Raw genomic sequence first — 18,940 nt, 5'->3', positions numbered from 1 at the left:
GGCAGGCCATCAGGCAAGGGGGCGAACCGCCATGAACGTCTCGGCACACGTCGACACCTTCGCGCGCGACCATCTCCCCCCGCCCGGCCAGTGGCCCGAACTGGTCTTCGATCTGCCGGAGCTCCGTTACCCCGATCGGCTGAACTGCGCCGCCGAGCTGCTGACCGGCCCGCCCGACGACCGTCCGGCCTTCCACACCCCTACCGGCCCCACCTGGACCTACGGCACGCTCCGCGCCCGCGTCGACCGGATCGCGCATCTGCTCACCGACGACCTCGGCGTCGTCCCCGGCAACCGCGTGCTGCTGCGCGGCCCCACCACCCCCTGGCTCGCGGCCTGCTGGCTGGCGGTGCTGAAGGCGGGGGCGGTCGCCGTGACCGTCCTGGCGCAGGCACGGCCGCACGAGCTGGCCACGATGTGCGAGATCGCGCGGGTCGGGCACGCACTGTGCGACATCCGCTCGGTCGACGACCTCGCGAAGGCCGAGATACCGGGGCTCAGGATCACGACGTACGGCGGTGACGCGCCCGAGGACCTGCTGCGCCGGACCGCGCCCGACACCCCGTACCCGGCCGTGGCGACCGCGTCCGACGACGTGGCGCTGATCGCCTTCACCTCCGGCACCACCGGGCGCCCCAAGGGGTGCATGCACTTCCACCGGGACGTGCTCGCGACAGCCGACACCTTCTCGCGGCATGTGCTGCGGCCCCGGCAGGACGACGTCTTCGCCGGCAGTCCGCCCCTGGGGTTCACGTTCGGTCTCGGCGGGCTCGTGATCTTCCCGCTGCGCGCCGGGGCCAGCGCCCTCCTCCTCGAACAGGCCGGTCCCCGGCAGCTGTTGCCCGCGATCGCCGAGCACCGGGTGTCCGTGGTGTTCACCGCGCCGACCGCCTACCGCGCGATGCTCGACGAACTTCCCGCCTACGACACCTCCTGCCTGCGCCGCTGCGTCTCCGCCGGCGAGAACCTGCCCGCGGCCACCTGGCGGGCCTGGCACGAGCGGACCGGGCTGCGGATCATCAACGGCATCGGCGCCACCGAGCTGCTGCACATCTTCCTCTCCGCCGCCGACGAGCGGATCCGGCCGGGGACCACGGGGGTGCCCGTACCGGGGTGGCAGGCGCGCGTGGTCGACGAGGAGGGCCGGGACAGGCCGGACGGGGAGCCCGGACTGCTCGCGGTGCGCGGGCCGGTCGGCTGCCGGTATCTCGCCGACCCCCGGCAGGGCGAGTACGTGCGCTTCGGCTGGAACATCACCGGGGACACCTATGTCCGCGAGGACGACGGCTACTTCCGCTATGTCGCCCGCGCGGACGACATGATCATCTCGGCCGGGTACAACATCGCGGGCCCCGAGGTCGAGGACACGCTGCTGCGGCACCCGGACGTCGTGGAGGCCGCGGTGGTGGGGCGGGCGGACGAGGCCCGCGGACAGGTCGTGGTGGCCTACGTGGTGGTCAAGGAGGGCGCCGAGCGGGACGCCGAGGCACTGCGCGCCTTCGTCAGGGCCGAGTTGGCGCCGTACAAGTGTCCGCGCGAGTTCGTCTTCCTGGACGCGCTGCCGCGCACGGCGACCGGCAAGCTCCAGAGGTTCAGGTTGCGCACCGAGGGTGACCAGCCGTGATGCCGACGACCTAAGATGATCAACGTGTCCGACCAGCATGCACCACGGTCTCTCATCGTCACGCTCTACGGCGCCTACGGCCGCTTCGTGCCCGGCCCGGTACCGGTCGCCGAGCTCATCCGCCTGCTCGCGGCGGTCGGCGTCGACGCCCCTTCGGTACGCTCCTCGGTGTCCCGCCTCAAACGCCGCGGTCTGCTCGTGCCCGCCCGTACCGCACAGGGGGCGGCGGGGTACGAACTGTCGCCGGACGCGCGCCAGTTGCTCGACGACGGCGACCGGCGCATCTACGCCGTCGAACCGCCCGAGGACGAGGGCTGGGTGCTCGCCGTGTTCTCCGTGCCGGAGTCGGAGCGGCAGAAGCGGCACGTGCTGCGCTCCCGGCTGGCCGGACTCGGCTTCGGCACCGCGGCGCCGGGTGTGTGGATCGCGCCCGCGCGCCTGCACGAGGAGGCCCGGCACGTGCTCCAGCGGCTCGGCCTGGACCCGTACGTCGACTTCTTCCGCGGCGAGCACCTCGGCTACGCCCCGACCGCCGAGGCCGTCGCCCGCTGGTGGGACCTGGCCGCGATCGCCAAGGAGCACGAGGAGTTCCTCGACCGCCACGCGCGCGTGCTGCGGCGCTGGCAGGAGCGCGCGGCCGAGGACACCCCGCCCGAGGAGGCCTACCGCGACTACCTCCTCGCCCTGGACTCCTGGCGCCACCTCCCCTACGCCGACCCCGGGCTGCCCGCCCGGCTGCTGCCGCAGGACTGGCCGGGCAGCCGCTCGGCGGCGGTGTTCCGGGAGCTGCACCGACGGCTGCGGGACGCGGGGGCGGCGTTCGTCGGCGGGTGAGTCGGGCGGGGGGAGGAGCGCTGTCCGGGCCGGTCACTCCCCCGGCCGCTCACGTGCCGAGCGTCAGACGGGGCTTGGGGGCGTCCGTGCGCCCCGTCCGCGGAGGGCGGCTGCCCGCCCGGTACGGGTCCGGCCAGACGACCCCGGGGCCGTCGTAGCCCTGCTCGGCGGCCGCGTGCAGTGTCCAGTGCGGGTCGTACAGGTGCGGTCGGGCCAGTGCGCACAGGTCCGTCCGCCCGGCCAGGATCAGGGAGTTGACGTCGTCCCAGGAGGAGATCGCGCCGACCGCGATCACCGGGACGCCGGTCTCGTGGCGGATGCGGTCCGCGAAGGGCGTCTGGTACGACCTCCCGTACGCGGGCCGTTCCTCGGCCACCACCTGCCCCGTCGACACGTCGATGGCGTCGGCGCCGTGCGCGGCGAAGGCGCGGGCGATCTCGACGGCGTCGGCGCCCGACGTCCCGCCCTCCGCCCAGTCGGTGGCGGAGATCCGTACGGTCATGGGCCGTTCCTCGGGCCACACGCCCCGGACGGCGTCGAAGACCTCCAGGGGGAAGCGGAGCCGCTTCTCCAGCGAGCCGCCGTAGGCGTCGGTGCGGAGGTTGGTGAGCGGGGAGAGGAAACCGGACAGCAAGTAGCCGTGAGCGCAGTGCAGTTCGAGCAGGTCGAACCCGGCGCGGGCGGCTCGGCAGGCGGCCGCGGTGAACTGCTCGCGCAGGTCGGTGAGGTGGGCGCGGGTGAGCGCGCGCGGGGTCTGGTTCCCGGGCCGGTAGGGGATCGAGGAGGCGGCCACGACCGGCCAGTTGCCGTCGGGCAGCGGTTCGTCGATGCCCTCCCACATCAGCCTGGTCGAGCCCTTGCGGCCGCTGTGGCCGAGCTGGACCCCGATCGCCGTGCCGGGGGCCTGGGCGTGCACGAAGTCGGTGATCCGCCTCCAGCCCTCGGCCTGCTTCCCGGTGTACAGGCCGGTGCAGCCCGGGGTGATGCGGCCCTCGGCGGAGACGCACACCATCTCCGTCATCACCAGCCCCGCCCCGCCGAGCGCCCGCGCCCCCAGATGGACGAGGTGGAAGTCGCCGGGGAGGCCGTCGACGGCCGAGTACATGTCCATCGGCGAGACCACGACCCGGTTGCGCAGGGTCAGACCGCGCAGCCGGAACGGGGTGAACATGGGGGGCGTGCCCGGCGGGCAGCCGAACTCCCGCTCCACGGCGGCGGTGAAGCGGGCGTCGCGCAGGCGGAGGTTGTCGTGGGTGACGCGGCGGCTGCGGGTGAGGAGGTTGAAGGCGAACTGGCGGGGCGGCTGGTCGAGATAGCGGCCGACGTTCTCGAACCACTCCAGGCTGGCGCGGGCGGCTCGCTGGGTGGAGGCGACGACGGGTTTGCGTTCGGTCTCGTAGGCGGCCAACGCCTGCTGAAGGGACGGCTGTTCCTCCAGGCAGGCGGCCAGGGCGAGGGCGTCCTCGACGGCGAGCTTGGTGCCCGAACCGATGGAGAAGTGCGCGGTGTGGGCGGCGTCGCCGAGGAGGACGGTGTTGCCGTGGGACCAGTGGTCGTTGACGACCGTGCGGAAGGTGGTCCAGGCGGAGGTGTGGAAGCGCAGCGGCCTGCCGCCGAGCGCGTCCGTGAAGATCTTGGCGCAGCGGTCGACGGATGCGGCGGTGTCGAGTTCGTCGAAGCCGGCGGCGCGCCAGACCTCCTCGCGCATCTCGACGATGACGGTGGAGGCGTCGGATGCGTACGGGTAGCCGTGCAGCTGCATCACGCCGTGTTCCGTCTCGGCGATCTCGAAGCGGAAGGCGTCGAAGGCGAAGTCGGCGGCCAGCCAGACGTAGCGGCAGCGGTGGGTGGTCACGTGGGGGCGGAAGACCTGGGCGTGCCGCTGCCGGGTGGTGCTGTTGACCCCGTCGGCGGCGATGACGAGGTCGTGGGTGGTCGCGAGGTCGGGCGGGGCCTCGGTGCGAAAGCGGAGGTCCACGCCGAGGTCGTGGCAGCGGGTGTGCAGGATGTCCAGGAGGCGTTTTCTGCCGAGGGCGGCGAAGCCGTGGCCCCCGGAGGTGTGCCGGGTGCCACGGTGCACGATGTCGATGTCGTCCCAGCGGATGAACTCCTGGTGCAGGGCCCGGTAGACCTCGGGGTCGGCGTGTTCGATGCCGCCCAGGGTTTCGTCGGAGAGGACCACCCCGAAGCCGAAGGTCTCGTCGGGCGGGTTGCGCTCCCAGACGGTGATCTCGCGGGCGGGGTCGAGGCGTTTGAGCAACGCCGCCGCGTAGAGGCCGCCGGGGCCGCCGCCGATGATCGCGACGCGTAGGGGGTGGCTGGTCATCGTCGGCGACTGAAGGTCCCCTGTGGCTGGTCGCGCCCGCGCGGCGGTGGCCGCAGGTGTGACACAGCCCCGCGCCCCTGACGGCGTCATGGTCACCGCCCCTGCCACTTGGGAGGCCGTTTCTCCGTGAACGCCTGGTGGAACTCGGCGTAGTCCTCGCCGTTCATCAGCAACGCCTGCGTGGACGCGTCCAGTTCCACGCTCGCCGCCAGCGGCATGTCCAGCTCCGCTGTGAGCAGGGCCTTCGTCTGGGCGTACGCGAGGGCCGGGCCGTCGGCGAGGCGGCGGGCCAGCGCCGTGGCCGCCTCGTGCGCCCCGCCCTCGTCCGTGAGTTCGCTGATCAGGCCGATGCGTTCGGCTTCCGGCGCCCGCACCGGCTCGCCCAGCATCAGCAGGCGGGTCGCATGGCCGAGTCCCACCACCCGGGGCAGCAGGTACGCGGCGCCCATGTCCCCGCCGGACAGTCCCACCCGGGTGAAGAGGAACGCGAACCGGGCCGTCGGGTCGGCAACCCGGAAGTCCGCGGCGAGGGCCAGGACCGCCCCCGCGCCCGCCGCGACCCCGTGCACCGCGGCGATCACCGGGAACGGGCACTCCCGTACCGCCCGCACGACCTGCCCGGTCATCCGGTTGAAGTCGAGGAGCTGGGCGGTGTCCATGGCGAGGGTCGCGCCGATGATCTCGTCGACGTCGCCGCCGGAGCAGAAGCCGCGGCCCTCGCCGGCCAGCACCAGGGCGCGCACCGAGCGTTCCCGGGACAGCTCGGCGAGGAGGTCGCGCAGGTCGGCGTAGGCGCCGAAGGTGAGGGCGTTGAGTCGGTCGGGGCGGGCGAGGGTGACGGTGGCGACGCCGGCGGTGATCTCCACGCGCAGGTGTTCCCAGCGGGCGGTGCGGGCGGCGGAGCCGGTGAAGGGACTCATGCGGTGCGGCCTCCTCGTACACGGACAAGGTGCGCGATCCCACGCTCTACCCCCCGAAGCTATCACTCATCTTTGACTGTCGTCACGAGTGCGCGATAACACGAGGGTGCGACCGGGCCGCCGGATGTGACCTGGTCCCGTCACATCCGTCACGGCTCGTCGACAGAGCGGCTACGGCGGGAGCAGCCGCGCGAGGCAGGGCGTTGTGCGGGGTAAGCCGCCCGTCAACGGGGCCGAAGGTCCCCCGCGGTGCCCGTCGGACGCCTCTGCCGACGGCGCCGTACCATTCATACGGTTGAAAGCAGGACAGCCTGCTCATGAACGGAACCGCCTTGCAAGATCGCCCCTCCGCCGCCTCCGCCTCCTGGCGCATCGCGCTGCCGCACTCCGCAGCGGCCGTCCCCGTCGCCCGCGCACTGGTGCGCACGGCGCTGGCCGAGTTGAAGCACGGGGCGGACTGCGACACCGCGGAGCTGCTGACCGCCGAGCTGGTCGCGAACGCCGTGGAGCACACCGCGGGGGACGCGCCCATAGAGCTGGTCGTCGAACTGCTGCCGAGCGGCTGCCAGGTCGAGGTGCACGACCCGGACCCGGCGCCGCCGGGCGATCTGACCCGCCCGGCCGACGTGGCGCCGGACCCCTGGCAGGAGCACGGGCGGGGGCTGCTGCTGATCCGGGCGCTGAGCTCGTCCTGCGGGCACCGGCCCACGGAGTCGGGCAAGGCGGTGTGGTTCAGGCTGCCGGCGAGGCCCCCGCAGTGGCGGCCGGCGTGACCGTCAGGCCAGGGTCGCCACCAGTACGGCCTTGATCGTGTGCATCCGGTTCTCCGCCTCGTCGAAGACGACGGAGTGGGCGGACTCGAAGACCTCGTCCGTGACCTCCAGGCTCTCCAGGCCGTGGGAGTCGTGGATCTCCTGGCCGACCTTGGTGCCGAGGTCGTGGAAGGCCGGGAGGCAGTGCAGGAACTTGACGTCCGGGTTGCCCGTCGCCCGCAGGACGTCCATGGTAACGGCGTACGGGGCGAGGGCGGCGATCCGCTCGTCCCAGACCTCCTTGGGCTCGCCCATGGAGACCCAGACGTCGGTCGCCACGAAGTCGGCACCGCGCACGCCCTCCGCCACGGACTCGGTGAGCGTGATCACGGCACCGCTGTCCGCGGCCAGCTCGCGGGCACGCTCGATGACGTGCTGGGCGGGCCAGTAGGACTTCGGGGCGACGATCCGGACGTCCATCCCGAGCAGGGCGCCGGTGATCAGGTAGGAGTTGCCCATGTTGAAGCGGGCGTCGCCGAGGTAGGCGAGCACGAACCCGTCGTCGACCAGGCTCTTGCTGCTGTGCTCGGTCATCGTGAGCACGTCGGCGAGCATCTGGGTGGGGTGCCAGTCGTCGGTGAGGCCGTTGTAGACGGGCACGCCGGCGTACGCGGCCAGCTCCTCCACCTTCTGCTGACTGTCCCCGCGGTACTCGATGGCGTCGAACATCCGGCCGAGCACGCGCGCGGTGTCCCGGACGGACTCCTTGTGGCCGATCTGCGAGCCCGACGGGTCGAGGTACGTCGTCGAGGCACCCTGGTCCGCCGCCGCGACCTCGAACGCGCAGCGGGTGCGCGTCGAGGTCTTCTCGAAGATCAGCGCGATGTTCTTGCCGCGCAGGTACTGGGTCTCGGTCCCGGCCTTCTTCGCGGCCTTCAGATGCGCGGACAACTCGACCAGAGCGAGGAACTCCTGCTCGGTGAAGTCGAGTTCCTTGAGGAAGTGGCGCCCGGCGAGGGCGGTCGGGACGGTCGCCATGCGGGCGCTCCAGAGATGCGGGTGACAGGTACTCCTGGAAGTCTATACGACGCTTGGCATTTATATACAGCAGGGTGTGCGACTATACGGCCGCACGTTCGACCGGGCAGCTCATACAGCGCGGCCCGCCCCTCCCCCGACCCAGCTCGCTGCCGGGGATCTCGATGACCTCGATGCCCTGCTTGCGCAGATGGGTGTTGGTGGTGGAGTTCCGCTCGTAGGCGACGACGACACCGGGCTCGACGGCGAGGACGTTGCAGCCGTCGTCCCACTGCTCGCGCTCGGCGGCGTGCACGTCCTGGGTGGCGGTCAGCACACGGATCTCGCTGAGCCCGAGGGCGGCGGCGATCGCGCGGTGCATGTGCTCCGGCGGATGGTCGGTGACCTTCAACTCCTTGTCTCCGACGCCCGGTTCGATGGTGTACGACCGGAGCATGCCGAGCCCGGCGTACTGGGTGAAGGTGTCGCCGTCGACCATCGTCATCACGGTGTCGAGGTGCATGAAGGCGCGGCGCTTGGGCATGTCGAGCGCCACGATCGTCTGCGCGGAGCCGGCGGCGAACAGCTTGTGCGCGAGCATCTCCACGGCCTGGGGGGTGGTCCGTTCGCTCATGCCGATCAGGACCGCGCCGTTGCCGATGACGAGGACGTCGCCGCCCTCGATGGTGGACGGGTAGTCGGACTGCCCCTCGCTCCACACCCGGAACGTCTCGTCACGGAAGAGCGGGTGGTGCCGGTAGATCGCCTCGAAGTGGACGGTCTCCCGCTGCCGGGCCGGCCAGCGCATCGCGTTGACGGACACGCCGTCGTAGATCCAGGCGGAGGTGTCGCGGGTGAACAGGTGGTTGGGCAGGGGGGCGAGCAGGAACTCGTCCAGGTCCATGACGTGGAAGCGGACGGAGACCGGTTCCTCGTGGGCGTCCAGGAACTCCCTCTTGGTCATGCCGCCGACCAGCGCCTCGGCGAGCTCGGGCGCGGGCAGTGACTCGAAGGCGGCACGGAGGTGGTCGGTGGCCAGGACACCGTACTCCTTCTCGTCGAAGACCCGGTCCAGGACGAGGGTGCGGGCCGCCGGGATCGCCAGGGCCTCGGTGAGCAGGTCGCCGAAGAGGTGGACGGCGACCCCGCGGTCGCGCAGCACGTCCGCGAAGCCGTCGTGCTCGGCGCGCGCCCGGCGCACCCAGAGCAGGTCGTCGAAGAGGAGCGCGTCCTTGTTGCTGGGGGTGAGCCTTTTGAGCTCGAGATCCGGCCGGTGCAGGATGACGCGGCTGAGCCGCCCGGCCTCGGAGTCGACATGGAATCCCATGCCTCCATCCTGACCACCGAAGACCGTCTTCACCCCCACCTTGACCCACTTCGCATATTCGTCCCCTTGACGATAAGCGCGCCCCACGGTTATCGTCCACAAGACGAAAAGAGGGGGTCTCGTGGCCGACATCACCCGGCGCCTGGGCTGGCGCCATCTGCGCGGAGCGCCCACGGCGCACATCCGGCACCACCGCGGCGGAAAGCTGCTGCACGACGGACCGGGCCTGAGTTTCTGGTTCCGGGCACTGACCGCCGCGCTCTCCGAAGTCCCGGTCGACGACCGGGAGTTGGCGATGACCTTCCACGCCCGCACCTCCGACTTCCAGGACGTGACGGTGCAGGCGACGGTGACCTACCGGATCAGCGACCCGGCGCTCGCCGCGGCCCGCATGGACTTCTCCGTCGACCCGGACACGGGCGCCTGGCGCGGCACCCCGCTGGAGCAGCTCGGCACCCTGCTCACCGAGACGGCCCAGCAGCACGCGCTGGACGTCCTCGCCCGTACGACGCTGGCGTCGGCGCTGGTCGACGGGGTGGCGGCGGTCCGGGAGCGGGTGGCGGCGGGCCTGGCGACGGAGCCGCGGCTGCCTGCCACCGGCATCGAGGTGGTGGCGGTCCGCGTGGTCGCCCTGCGCCCCGAACCGGACGTGGAACGAGCCCTGCGGACACCCGCCCGCGAGCAGATCCAGCAGGAGGCGGACCGGGCGACCTACGAGCGGCGAGCGGTGGCGGTCGAGCGGGAGCGGACCATCGCCGAGAACGAACTGGCCAGCCAGATCGAACTCGCCCGCCGCGAGGAGCAGTTGGTCGAGCAGCGCGGCACCAACGCCCGGCGTGAGGCGGAGGAGCACGCGGCGGCCGACGCGGTACGGGCCGGCGCGGAGGCGGCGCGGTCGCTGAAGCTCGCCGAGGCCGAGGCCGAGCGGTCCGTGCGGCTGGCCCGCGCCGAGGCCGAGGGCGCGCGAGAGATCGGCGAGGCGCGGGCCCAGGCGCAGGCCGCCTGGCTCCAGGTGCACACCGGCGTGGACGTGGCGGTCCTGCACGCCCTCACCGGGACCCGGCTGGCGGAGAACCTGCCGAGGATCGACAGCCTCACGCTCTCCCCCGACGTCCTCACGAGTCTGCTGGCCAAGCTGGGCACACGGGACCCGGCATGAGCCTCGCCCCGCGGGTCGTCCTCGTCCACCGCACCACGGAGTACGAGGAGTTGGTGGCCCACCACGGCACCCACGGCCAGGCCGCGTTCTTCCTCTCCTCCCGCGGCCGGAACATCGAGGAGGTCGCCGCACGCCACCGCCGTACCCGCGCGGCGCTGGCGGAGGTGACCTCGGCGATCCCCCTGACCTGGCGTCAGTCCCGGGTCGAGCGGGCGGACCTGGACCGTTTCCTGTTCGCCCCGGAGGACGTGGTGGTCGTGGTCGGCCAGGACGGACTGGTGGCGAACGTCGCCAAGTACCTCTCCGGCCAGCCGGTGCTCGGCATCGACGCCGACCCCGGCCGCAACCCCGGGGTCCTGGTCCGGCACCGCCCCTCGGACACGGCCGCCCTGCTGCGGGCCACCGGCTCGGCGGCCGAGGAACTCACCATGGTCGAGGCCGTCGCCGACGACACCCAGCGCCTGGTCGCCCTCAACGAGATCTACCTGGGCGCCCCCGGCCACCAGACCGCCCGCTACCGCCTGGGCCTCGACGACGACGGGGGTGCCGTCGAGGCCCAGGCCTCCTCGGGCGTGCTGGTGGGCACGGGCACGGGCGCGACCGGGTGGGTGCGGTCGGTCTGGCAGGAACGCGGCAGCGGCCTGCCCCTGCCCCGCCCCACCGACGACCGCCTCCTGTGGTTCGTCCGCGAGGCCTGGCCGTCGCCGGCCACCGGCACCTCGCGGGTGGCCGGCGAACTCCCGGCGGGGTCCGCGCTGCGGCTCACCGTCGAGTCCGAGCGGCTGATCGCCTTCGGGGACGGCATGGAGTCCGACGCCCTGGAACTGACCTGGGGCCAGACCGTGCGGGTCGGCGTGAGCCGGGAGCGCCTCCGGCTGGTCGGCTGACCGTCACAGCCGCGGGTCCACCGGCTCCGACTCCAGCGCCAGCACCCCGAACACCGCCTCGTGGACCCGCCACAGCGGTTCCCCCTCGGCCAGGCGGTCCAGAGCCTCCAGGCCGAGCGCGTACTCGCGGATCGCGAGGGAGCGCTTGTGGTTGAGGAACCGCTGGCGCAGCCGCGTCAGGTTGTCCGGTCGGGTGTACTCCGGGCCGTAGATGATCCGGAGGTACTCGCGGCCACGGCACTTGATGCCGGGCTGCACCAGACGGCCCTCGGCGCCGCGCACGACCGCGTCCAGCGGCTTGACGACCATGCCCTCACCGCCGCGGCCGGTCATCTCCAGCCACCAGTCGACGCCCGCCTGCACCGACTCGGGGTCGGCCGTGTCGACGTAGAGGCGCCGGGTGGTCTGGAGCAGGCCGGTGCCGTCGTGCTCCACCAGGCGGTCCAGCAGGGCCAGTTGCCGGTCGTGCGGCAGGGACGCGAGGTTGCGGCCCTGGACCGCGAGGACCTGGAAGGGGGCCAGGCGTACGCCGTCGAGGCCGTCGGTCGTCCAGCAGTACCGCCGGTACGCCTCGGTGAACGCCTCGGCGTTCGCGGCGCGTTCACGCTGGCGGCCCAGCAGGTCCGTCACGTCCACGCCGCGCTGTGCCGCGCCCTCCAGGGCGGCCAGCGCACCGGGGAACACCGCCGCGGACGCGGCGCCGACCGCCGCGTACTGCGAGCGCAGCAGTCCCGACGCCTTCAGCGACCACGGCATCAGCTCGGCGTCGAGCAGCAGCCAGTCGGTGTCCAACTCCGCCCACAGGCCCGCCTCGTCGGCCGCCGCCCGGATCCGGCCGAGGATCTCCTCGGTCACCGACGCGTCGTCGAAGAACGGGCGGCCGGTACGGGTGTAGAGGGAGCCCGTCGGGCCTGCCTCGCTGCCGGCCTCGCCGGAGGGGGCGGTGCCCCCGACGCCGAAGCGCCTGCGGGCCGTCTCCGCGTCGCGGCAGACCAGCGCCACCGCCCGCGACCCCATGTGCTTCTCCTCGCACACGACCCGGGCGACCCCGTCCTCGGCGTACTGCCGGAACGCCTCGGCCGGGTGCTCCAGGTAGCCGTCGACGTGACTGGTCGCGGTCGGGGCCATCGTCGGCGGGAGGTACGGCAGCAGTCGCGGGTCCACCGCGAAACGGCTCATGACCTCCAGGGCGGCGGCCGCGTTCTCCTCGCGGATCGCGACTCGTCCCTGGTGCCGGGTCTCCACGACCCGTCGGCCCCGCACGTCCGCCAGGTCCAGCGGCCGGCCGTCGTGGCCGCCCGGCGCCTCCGCCTTGAGCGGCTTCACCGGCTCGTACCAGACCCGCTCCGCCGGTACGTCGACCAGCTCCCGCTCCGGGTAGCGCAGAGCGGTGAGCTTGCCGCCGAAGACGGCACCGGTGTCCAGGCAGATGGTGTTGTTCAGCCAGGTCGCCTCCGGGACCGGGGTGTGGCCGTAGACGACCGCCGCCCGGCCCCGGTAGTCCTCGGCCCACGGGTAGCGCACCGGCAGCCCGAACTCGTCCGTCTCGCCGGTGGTGTCGCCGTACAGCGCGTGCGAACGGACCCGGCCGGAGGTGCGGCCGTGGTACTTCTCCGGCAGTCCGGCGTGGCAGACGACCAGCTTGCCGCCGTCCAGGACGTAGTGGCTGACGAGAGAGTCGATGAACTCCCGCACCTCGGCCCGGAACTCGTCAGAGACGCTCTCCATCTGCTCGATGGTCTCGGCCAGGCCGTGGGTGTGCTGGACCTTGCGGCCCTTGAGGTGACGGCCGTACTTGTTCTCGTGGTTGCCCGGCACACACAGGGCGTTGCCCGACTTCACCATCGACATCACGCGGCGCAGCACGCCCGGACTGTCCGGGCCGCGGTCGACGAGGTCGCCGACGAAGACCGCGGTACGGCCCTCGGGGTGCACGCCGTCGACGTAGCCCAACTTGCCCAGCAGCGACTCCAGTTCGGACGAGCAGCCGTGGATGTCGCCGACGATGTCGAACGGGCCGGTGAGGTGGGTGAGGTCGTTGAAGCGCTTCTCGGTGCGGACGGTGGCGTTCTCGATCTCCTCCACGCCCCGCAGGACGTGCACCTTCCGGAAGCCCTCGCGCTCCAGGTGCCGGATGGAGCGCCGGAGTTCGCGGATGTGGCGCTTGATGACCCGCACCGGCATGTCGGCGCGGTCGGTGCGGCCCGCGTTGCGCTCGGCGCACACCTCCTCCGGCACGTCGAGCACGATGGCGATGGGCAGGACGTCGTGCTGCCTGGCCAGGTCGATCAGCTGCCGCCGGGAGTCCGACTGCACGCTGGTGGCGTCGACGACCGTGCGGCGGCCCGCGGCGAGCCGCTTGCCGGCGATGTAGTGGAGCACGTCGAAGGCGTCCCGGGTCGCGCTCTGGTCGTTCTCGTCGTCGGAGACCAGGCCCCGGCAGAAGTCGGAGGAGATGACCTCGGTGGGCTTGAAGTGCCGCCGGGCGAAGGTGGACTTGCCCGAGCCCGAGGCGCCGACGAGGACGACGAGGGAGAGGTCGGTGACGGGCAGGACACGCCCCTTGGTCAGGTTCTCGGTCATGCCGCCTTCGCCTCCTTCTCGGTCCTGATCACGAACACGGCCATCTGGGTGGGCGGGCCCACCTCCGGGTCGTCGGGTCCCACGGGTACGAACTCCACGTCGTAGCCGTGGCGTTCGGCCACCGAGGACGCCCAGCTCCGGAACTCCTCGCGGGTCCACTCGAAGCGGTGGTCGCCGTGCCGGACGTGGCCGGCCGGGAGGGACTCCCAGCGGACGTTGTACTCGACGTTCGGGGTGGTCACCAGGACCGTGCGGGGACGGGCCGCGCCGAACACCGCGTACTCCAGGGCGGGCAGCCGGGGCAGGTCGAGGTGCTCGATGACCTCGCTGAGCACGGCGGCGTCGTACCCCTTGAGCCGCTTGTCGGTGTACGCCAGCGAGCCCTGGAGGAGCTGGACCCGGGAGGCCATCCGCTCCCCCATGCGGTCCAGCTTCAGCCGCCGGGAGGCGATGGTGAGAGCCCGCATCGACACGTCGACGCCCACGATCTCGGTGAACCGCACGTCCTTGAGCAGCGCCTGCACCAACTGGCCCTGCCCGCAGCCGAGGTCGAGCACGCGTGCGGCGCCGGAGGCCTGGAGGGCGGCGATGATGGCGTCCCGGCGCTGCACGGCGAGCGGGGTCGGCTTCTCCTCGTCCTCGGTCTCCGCCTCGACGGCGTTGTCGATCTCCTCGACCTCGCTGTCGTCTGCCTCGGCCAGCCGGACCAGCTCCAGGCGTTCCATCGCGGCGCGGGTGAGGGACCAGCGGCGCGAGAGGTAGCGGCTGGTGATCAGCTTCTGCTCGGGGTGGTCGGGCAGCCAGCCCTCACCGGCGCGCAGCAGTTTGTCGACCTCGTCGGAGGCGACCCAGTAGTGCTTGGCGTCGTCGAGGACCGGCAGCAGGACGTAGAGGTGGCGCAGGGCCTCAGCGAGGGTCAGGCGCTCCGACTCCAGGACGAGCCCGACGTACCGGGAGTCCCCCCACTCGGGGAACCGCGCGTCCAGGGCGACCGGTTCGGCGGTGACCGCCCAGCCGAGCGGCTCGAACAGCTTGCGCACCAGGTCGGGGCCGCCTCGGGCGGGCAGCGCGGGCACCTCGATACGCAGGGGCAGGGGCTGCGCGGCCCGCTCCGGGCGGGCGTTGCACACGCCGCGTATCGCGCTGGAGAACACCGCGCTCAGCGCGACGGCGAGCAGCGAGGACGCGGCGTAGGGACGGTCGTTGACGTACTGCGCGAGCGCCGCGTCGGGGGCGCCGCCGCGCCCCTTGCCCTTGCCCCTCCGGACCAGTGCCACCGCGTCGACCTCCAGCAGCAGCGCCGCCGTGCAGCGCTCGGCGTCGGCCTCGGGGTAGAGGACGTGCGCGGTGCCGTAGGAGGTGGAGAACGTCTGCGCCTTCTCGGGATGCTTGTGGAGCAGGAAGCCGAGGTCGGTCGCCGGGCGTTCGGGGGTGCCGGTGGTACTGATCGTGAGGAACACGGTGATTACACCTCTGGGATCCTTCTGAGCTGCGGCTTCTCGCCGTTCTGCAAGGTGATGGGCCCGCTCAACGTACCCTGGGGCGCCCCGTACGCACTCTCGATTTATCGTCCCTGGACGGCGCCTGCGGCGTCCCAGGTCTCGCGGGCGGCGGCGATGGCCGGGCGATGGGCGATCGACCAGTCGGCGAGCGCCTTGACGAGGTGGGTGAGGCTATGGCCCAGGTCGGTCAGCTCGTACTCGACCTGCGGCGGGATGGTCGGGTACACCGTCCGCCGCACCAGCCCGTCGCGCTCCAGGCGCCGCACGGTGAGGGTGAGCATCCGCTGGGAGATGTTCCCGGGGATCGCGCGCTGGAGCTCCTTGAACCGCCGTATGCCTGAGGCGAGTTCGACGACCACGTAGACCGACCACGTGTCACCGAGCCGGTCCAGGACGTCCCGGACGCCGCACTCGTCCTGCGGGGTGTCGCAGACGATCACCGGCTCGTCCGGCGTGCGCGGCGCGGCGGGGGCGGCGGGGGCGGTTACCGCGGTGTGCCCTGCTGACATCGATGTGCCTCCTTATGCGATCCGGATCCGCTTCCCATGATGGGAACACACAGCTCAGGAGGGGGAATTCCGATGATTCTGGTGACCGGCGCGGGCGGCGCGCTCGGACGGCTCGTGGCGGCCGAACTGGCGGGGCGGGACGACGTGGTCCTCGGCAGCCGCACCGCGCGTTCGGCGGCCGAGCGGCGCGTGGACTTCGACGACCCGGACTCGCTCGACTTCACGGGCGTGGACACACTGCTGCTGATCTCCGCCGGGTACGGAGAGGACGACGTGGTCGTCGCACGGCACGAGGCGGCGATCACGGCGGCCGAGCGGGCGGGGGTGGGGCACCTCGTCTACACGAGCCTCAGCGGGGACGGCGACCACCTGCCCTACGCGCTGGCCCACCGCTGGACCGAACGGCGCCTGCGGCGCTCCCCGGTCGCCTGGACGGTCCTGCGCAACGGCCTCTACGCCGAGTTCCTCGCGGACATCGCCGCCCCGGCGCCCGACGGGACGATCACGGCCCCGCTCGGTGCGGGCCGGCTGGCCGCCGTCGCGCGCGCCGACCTCGCGGCGGTGGCGGCCCGGGTGGTGAGCGCGCCGCGGGAGCATGCCGGGCGGGTGTACGAGCTGGTCGGCGAACGGACGGTGGGGGGTGCGGAGTTGGCGGCGGCGGTCGGGGGCGCGTACGTCCCGGCCACGCTGGGTGCGACGCGCGAGGCGCTCATCGCGGGCGGTGCGGCACTGCCGTATCAGGTGCCGATGCTGGTGGGGACGTACTCGGCGATCGCCGGCGGGTTCCTGGACGGCGCCGGGATCGCGGAGAACGCGCTACGGGCGCTGTTGGGGCGGGCGCCGCGGTCGGCGCTGGAGGTCTACCGGGCGGCGGCGGGCACGGCGCCGGGCCACGGGCACCGGCCCGCGGCCGACCGGGCCGCCGCCTGCCCGTGAGGGCGGCGGCGAGCCCGCGCGGACGGTCCGGCGGACCGGGGCCGTGGGGCGCGGTCCGCCGGGCGGTCGTCGTGCGGCGTCACGCCAGCTGCGACAGCACCTGTGCGGAGATGAGCTCCAGGTGGTCCAGGTCGTGCAGGTCGAGGAGCTGGAGGTAGATCCGGCTGGAGCCGACCTCGGCGTAACGGCCGATCTTGTCGACGACCTCGGCCGGGGAACCGGCGAGACCGTTGGCCTTCAGCTCCGGCACCTCGCGGCCGATCGCGGCGGCGCGGCGGGCGACCTCCTGGTCGTCCTTGCCGACACAGACGACCAGGGCGTTGGAGTACGTCAGCCCGTCACCCCCGCGGCCGGCCTCCTCCGCGGCGGCGCGCACCCGGCCGAACTGACGCCGGGAGTCCTCGACGGACGCGAAGGGCATGTTGAACTCGGTGGCGAACCGGGCCGCCAACCGCGGGGTGCGGGAGGGTCCGTGGCCGCCGATGAGGACCGGGATCCGGTCCTGGACGGGCTTGGGCAGCGCGGGCGAGTCGGTGAGGTCGTAGTACGTGCCGTGGAAGTCGAAGGTGTCACCGGCCTTGGTCCCCCACAGGCCCGTGACGATCTCCAGCTGCTCCTCCAGGCGGCCGAACTTCTCCTTGGGGAAGGGGATGCCGTACGCCTTGTGCTCCTCCTCGAACCAGCCCGCGCCCAGGCCCAGTTCGACGCGGCCGCCGGACATCTGGTCGATCTGGGCGACCTGGATGGCGAGCACGCCGGGGAGCCGGAAGGTGCCGGCGGTCATCAGGGTGCCGAGGCGGATGCGCTTGGTCTCACGGGCGAGGCCGGCGAGGGTGATCCAGGCGTCGGTGGGGCCGGGCAGTCCGTCGCCGGAACCCATCCTGAGGTAGTGGTCCGACCGGAAGAACGCGTCGAACCCGAGGTCCTCCGTGGCCTTGGCGACGGTGAGAAGGGTGTCGTAGGTGGCGCCCTGCTGGGGCTCGGTGAAGATGCGAAGATCCATATCTCCATCCTGCACGCTGCCGTACCGGTCGGCCCCGTCCGCCCCTGCCGTCCGGCCCCTGCCCGGTCGGGTGAAATTGCGTCAACGCGGCGCACGGGGGCTGCCCGGGCCAGTGACCCGGTGAAGGTGATGATCGTTGCTCGACCGGAGCCGGACCGACCGGCGCCCGCGCCGGCCGGTCAGCGCCGGGCGTCACCCGTGTCGGCCTCCGGTGGGGGCCTGGGCCGAGGAGGCCGTCTTGTCCGAAGAATCCGTCCCGCAGCAGGGTGCCGGGCCCACTGGTCAGCCCAAGGGGCTGCTGCAACAGATGGAGGAACTGATGGCGGCCCTCAACGCGGACCTCTCCGCCCTGGACGCGGATCTGCAGTCGGCGGGGCGGACCGTGGAGGAGAACGAGGTGCGCTGAGGCGGGGGCGGCGGGGTGCGGGGGCCGGGGCGCCCGGAGGCCAGGACGTCCAGACGCCGGGGCGGCGGGGCGGCGGGAGGCCAGGGCGCCCGGGCGCCGGGGCGGCGGCAGGCCAGCGCGGCGGGGCGCCAGGGTGCCGGGACGCCGGGGCGGCGGGACGGCGAGGCGCCGGGAGACCAGGGCGCCAGGGCGCCGGGGCGGGCGGGGCGCCCAGACGCCGGGACGCCGGGGCGCCGCACGGTCCTCGACGGCCGGGACGGCCGGGCGCCGGGACACCGGGAGACCGGGGCGGCGGGGCACCGGGACGCCGGGGCGGGCGGGGCGCCCGGAGGCCAGGGCGCCCAGACGCCGGGAGGCCAGGGCGCCACGAGGCCAGGACGCCCAGACGCCCGGAGGCCAGGGCGGCGGGACGCCGGGGCGGGCGGGGCGCCCGGAGGCCGGGGCGGCGGGGCGCCGGGAGACCAGGGCGCCAGGACGCCCAGACGCCGGGAGGCAGGGCGCCGGGACACCAGGGCGCCAGGACACCGGGAGACCAGGGCGCCAGGACGCCCAGACGCCGGGACACCAGGGCGCCGGGGCACCGGAGACCAGGGCGCCGGCGGGGCGCCGGCGGGGCGCCGGACGGGCATCGCCGCCCGCTCCCCCGTGGGTTCAGCCCGCCTCCCGTTCCGGGAACGCCTGGTCCTGGTCGGCCAGTTTGCTGAGCATCTCCAGGACGCGGTCGCGTGCTTCGTCGGCCGCGTCGATCGCTTCCATGCACTGCCAGTAGGCGCCCTCGTCGTCCGCTGCGCAGGCCAGGCCGACCAGGGCGATTCCGACCTCGCCGAGCAGGCCGCCGAGGCAGAGCAGGACCTGGCGGGCGTCGCCCAGTTCGGTGAGCTGGGCGGCGCGCAGGTCGTCCGTCGCCAGTTCGGGGGTGTCCAGGACGCCGCAGCCCCTGCCCGCCAGTTCGGTCAACCCCAGTGCCTCGCCCCGGAGTCGGGGCGGGCCGGAGACCGCCAGCCTGCTGCCGATCGCCTGGGCCAGGGCCTGCGCCTGCCAGACCTCCGTCAGGATCTGAGGCACCGCGCCACTCGCCGCGAGGGCACGCCTGCTCGTCACTATGAGCCGCACCGCATCCATGCGCCGCCCCTGTCCGCCGCCCGAACTCCGTTG

At 73.0% G+C, this 18,940-nt stretch carries 16 protein-coding genes; 7 read left to right on the top strand and 9 right to left on the bottom strand.

Annotated features, from left to right (window positions below):
• The first annotated feature begins 31 nt into the window (after positions 1 to 31).
• Together ACH41F_RS08005 and ACH41F_RS08000 are read left to right on the top strand one after the other, a co-directional pair.
• Positions 32 to 1,624 carry an AMP-binding protein gene (locus ACH41F_RS08005; protein WP_391233778.1) on the top strand — a complete coding sequence of 531 codons (1,593 nt, stop codon included), beginning with the start codon at positions 32 to 34 and terminating at the stop codon, positions 1,622 to 1,624.
• A gap of 15 nt (positions 1,625 to 1,639) precedes the next feature.
• Complete coding sequence (locus tag ACH41F_RS08000) at positions 1,640 to 2,458, top strand: PaaX family transcriptional regulator C-terminal domain-containing protein (RefSeq protein ID WP_391233777.1); 819 nt, start codon at positions 1,640 to 1,642, stop codon at positions 2,456 to 2,458.
• 49 nt (positions 2,459 to 2,507) lie between these two features.
• Here ACH41F_RS08000 and ACH41F_RS07995 read toward each other — a convergent pair whose 3' ends face one another.
• Positions 2,508 to 4,874 carry a bifunctional salicylyl-CoA 5-hydroxylase/oxidoreductase gene (locus ACH41F_RS07995; RefSeq protein WP_391233776.1) on the bottom strand — a complete coding sequence of 789 codons (2,367 nt, stop codon included), beginning with the start codon at positions 4,872 to 4,874 and terminating at the stop codon, positions 2,508 to 2,510.
• Positions 4,875 to 4,876: 2 nt separating this feature from the next.
• Complete coding sequence (locus ACH41F_RS07990) at positions 4,877 to 5,704, bottom strand: enoyl-CoA hydratase family protein (protein WP_391233775.1); 828 nt, start codon at positions 5,702 to 5,704, stop codon at positions 4,877 to 4,879.
• 317 nt (positions 5,705 to 6,021) lie between these two features.
• Here ACH41F_RS07990 and ACH41F_RS07985 point away from each other — a divergent pair, with 317 nt between their 5' ends.
• Complete coding sequence (locus ACH41F_RS07985; RefSeq protein WP_391233774.1) at positions 6,022 to 6,477, top strand: ATP-binding protein; 456 nt, start codon at positions 6,022 to 6,024, stop codon at positions 6,475 to 6,477.
• A 3-nt stretch (positions 6,478 to 6,480) separates the two neighbouring features.
• Here ACH41F_RS07985 and argF read toward each other — a convergent pair whose 3' ends face one another.
• Together argF and ACH41F_RS07975 are read right to left on the bottom strand one after the other, a co-directional pair.
• Positions 6,481 to 7,494: an ornithine carbamoyltransferase gene (gene argF, locus ACH41F_RS07980; RefSeq protein WP_391233773.1), complete on the bottom strand. Its 1,014-nt coding sequence runs from the start codon at positions 7,492 to 7,494 to the stop codon at positions 6,481 to 6,483.
• Between the two features lie 82 nt (positions 7,495 to 7,576).
• Positions 7,577 to 8,800, bottom strand: a complete 1,224-nt coding sequence (locus tag ACH41F_RS07975) for an arginine deiminase (RefSeq protein ID WP_391233772.1) — start codon at positions 8,798 to 8,800, stop codon at positions 7,577 to 7,579.
• 121 nt (positions 8,801 to 8,921) lie between these two features.
• Here ACH41F_RS07975 and ACH41F_RS07970 point away from each other — a divergent pair, with 121 nt between their 5' ends.
• Positions 8,922 to 9,959: an SPFH domain-containing protein gene (locus ACH41F_RS07970; RefSeq protein WP_398833836.1), complete on the top strand. Its 1,038-nt coding sequence runs from the start codon at positions 8,922 to 8,924 to the stop codon at positions 9,957 to 9,959.
• Positions 9,956 to 10,846 (top strand): hypothetical protein, encoded by an 891-nt coding sequence (locus ACH41F_RS07965; protein ID WP_398833834.1) that lies wholly within the window; start codon positions 9,956 to 9,958, stop codon positions 10,844 to 10,846. The genes ACH41F_RS07970 and ACH41F_RS07965 overlap by 4 nt, the downstream gene beginning before the upstream one ends.
• Before the next feature lie 3 nt (positions 10,847 to 10,849).
• Here ACH41F_RS07965 and ACH41F_RS07960 read toward each other — a convergent pair whose 3' ends face one another.
• The 3 genes from ACH41F_RS07960 to ACH41F_RS07950 form a co-directional block, all read right to left on the bottom strand.
• Positions 10,850 to 13,429: a polynucleotide kinase-phosphatase gene (locus ACH41F_RS07960; protein ID WP_391233769.1), complete on the bottom strand. Its 2,580-nt coding sequence runs from the start codon at positions 13,427 to 13,429 to the stop codon at positions 10,850 to 10,852.
• A complete protein-coding gene (locus ACH41F_RS07955) occupies positions 13,426 to 14,889 on the bottom strand; it encodes a 3' terminal RNA ribose 2'-O-methyltransferase Hen1 (RefSeq protein WP_398833832.1) in 1,464 nt (487 codons plus the stop codon). The genes ACH41F_RS07960 and ACH41F_RS07955 overlap by 4 nt, the downstream gene beginning before the upstream one ends.
• Positions 14,890 to 14,993: 104 nt before the next feature.
• Positions 14,994 to 15,440 (bottom strand): winged helix-turn-helix transcriptional regulator, encoded by a 447-nt coding sequence (locus tag ACH41F_RS07950; RefSeq protein WP_398833830.1) that lies wholly within the window; start codon positions 15,438 to 15,440, stop codon positions 14,994 to 14,996.
• Positions 15,441 to 15,512: 72 nt separating this feature from the next.
• Here ACH41F_RS07950 and ACH41F_RS07945 point away from each other — a divergent pair, with 72 nt between their 5' ends.
• Complete coding sequence (locus ACH41F_RS07945; protein ID WP_398833828.1) at positions 15,513 to 16,376, top strand: NAD(P)H-binding protein; 864 nt, start codon at positions 15,513 to 15,515, stop codon at positions 16,374 to 16,376.
• Between the two features lie 79 nt (positions 16,377 to 16,455).
• Here ACH41F_RS07945 and ACH41F_RS07940 read toward each other — a convergent pair whose 3' ends face one another.
• On the bottom strand, positions 16,456 to 17,379 hold the full coding sequence (locus ACH41F_RS07940) for an LLM class F420-dependent oxidoreductase (protein WP_398833826.1): 924 nt from the start codon (positions 17,377 to 17,379) through the stop codon (positions 16,456 to 16,458).
• A gap of 238 nt (positions 17,380 to 17,617) precedes the next feature.
• On the opposite strand from ACH41F_RS07940, the gene ACH41F_RS07935 reads away from it, so the two are divergent.
• The gene (locus ACH41F_RS07935) at positions 17,618 to 17,785 is read left to right on the top strand and encodes a hypothetical protein (RefSeq protein WP_398833824.1); all 168 of its coding nucleotides are present in this window, start codon (positions 17,618 to 17,620) and stop codon (positions 17,783 to 17,785) included.
• Between the two features lie 651 nt (positions 17,786 to 18,436).
• Here the strand turns inward: ACH41F_RS07935 and ACH41F_RS07930 are convergent.
• Positions 18,437 to 18,907: a DUF6099 family protein gene (locus ACH41F_RS07930; RefSeq protein WP_391233763.1), complete on the bottom strand. Its 471-nt coding sequence runs from the start codon at positions 18,905 to 18,907 to the stop codon at positions 18,437 to 18,439.
• Positions 18,908 to 18,940 lie beyond the last annotated feature (33 nt).

It is taken from the genome of Streptomyces sp. NPDC020489, assembly GCF_044386545.1.
Taxonomy (GTDB): Bacteria; Actinomycetota; Actinomycetes; order Streptomycetales; family Streptomycetaceae; genus Streptomyces.
The sequence above is the reverse complement of the archived record's forward strand: the minus strand, read 5'-3'. Positions and strand labels throughout refer to the sequence as shown.

Coding starts and splice junctions, on each gene's coding strand:
- ACH41F_RS08005 (WP_391233778.1), top strand. CDS start 32: ATGAACGTCTCGGCACACGTCGACACCTTCGCGCGCGACCATCTCCCC.
- ACH41F_RS07950 (WP_398833830.1), bottom strand. CDS start 15,440: ATGTCAGCAGGGCACACCGCGGTAACCGCCCCCGCCGCCCCCGCCGCG.
- ACH41F_RS07945 (WP_398833828.1), top strand. CDS start 15,513: ATGATTCTGGTGACCGGCGCGGGCGGCGCGCTCGGACGGCTCGTGGCG.
- ACH41F_RS07990 (WP_391233775.1), bottom strand. CDS start 5,704: ATGAGTCCCTTCACCGGCTCCGCCGCCCGCACCGCCCGCTGGGAACAC.
- ACH41F_RS07995 (WP_391233776.1), bottom strand. CDS start 4,874: ATGACGCCGTCAGGGGCGCGGGGCTGTGTCACACCTGCGGCCACCGCC.
- argF (WP_391233773.1), bottom strand. CDS start 7,494: ATGGCGACCGTCCCGACCGCCCTCGCCGGGCGCCACTTCCTCAAGGAA.
- ACH41F_RS07965 (WP_398833834.1), top strand. CDS start 9,956: ATGAGCCTCGCCCCGCGGGTCGTCCTCGTCCACCGCACCACGGAGTAC.
- ACH41F_RS07930 (WP_391233763.1), bottom strand. CDS start 18,907: ATGGATGCGGTGCGGCTCATAGTGACGAGCAGGCGTGCCCTCGCGGCG.
- ACH41F_RS07975 (WP_391233772.1), bottom strand. CDS start 8,800: ATGGGATTCCATGTCGACTCCGAGGCCGGGCGGCTCAGCCGCGTCATC.
- ACH41F_RS07940 (WP_398833826.1), bottom strand. CDS start 17,379: ATGGATCTTCGCATCTTCACCGAGCCCCAGCAGGGCGCCACCTACGAC.
- ACH41F_RS07960 (WP_391233769.1), bottom strand. CDS start 13,429: ATGACCGAGAACCTGACCAAGGGGCGTGTCCTGCCCGTCACCGACCTC.
- ACH41F_RS08000 (WP_391233777.1), top strand. CDS start 1,640: ATGATCAACGTGTCCGACCAGCATGCACCACGGTCTCTCATCGTCACG.
- ACH41F_RS07985 (WP_391233774.1), top strand. CDS start 6,022: ATGAACGGAACCGCCTTGCAAGATCGCCCCTCCGCCGCCTCCGCCTCC.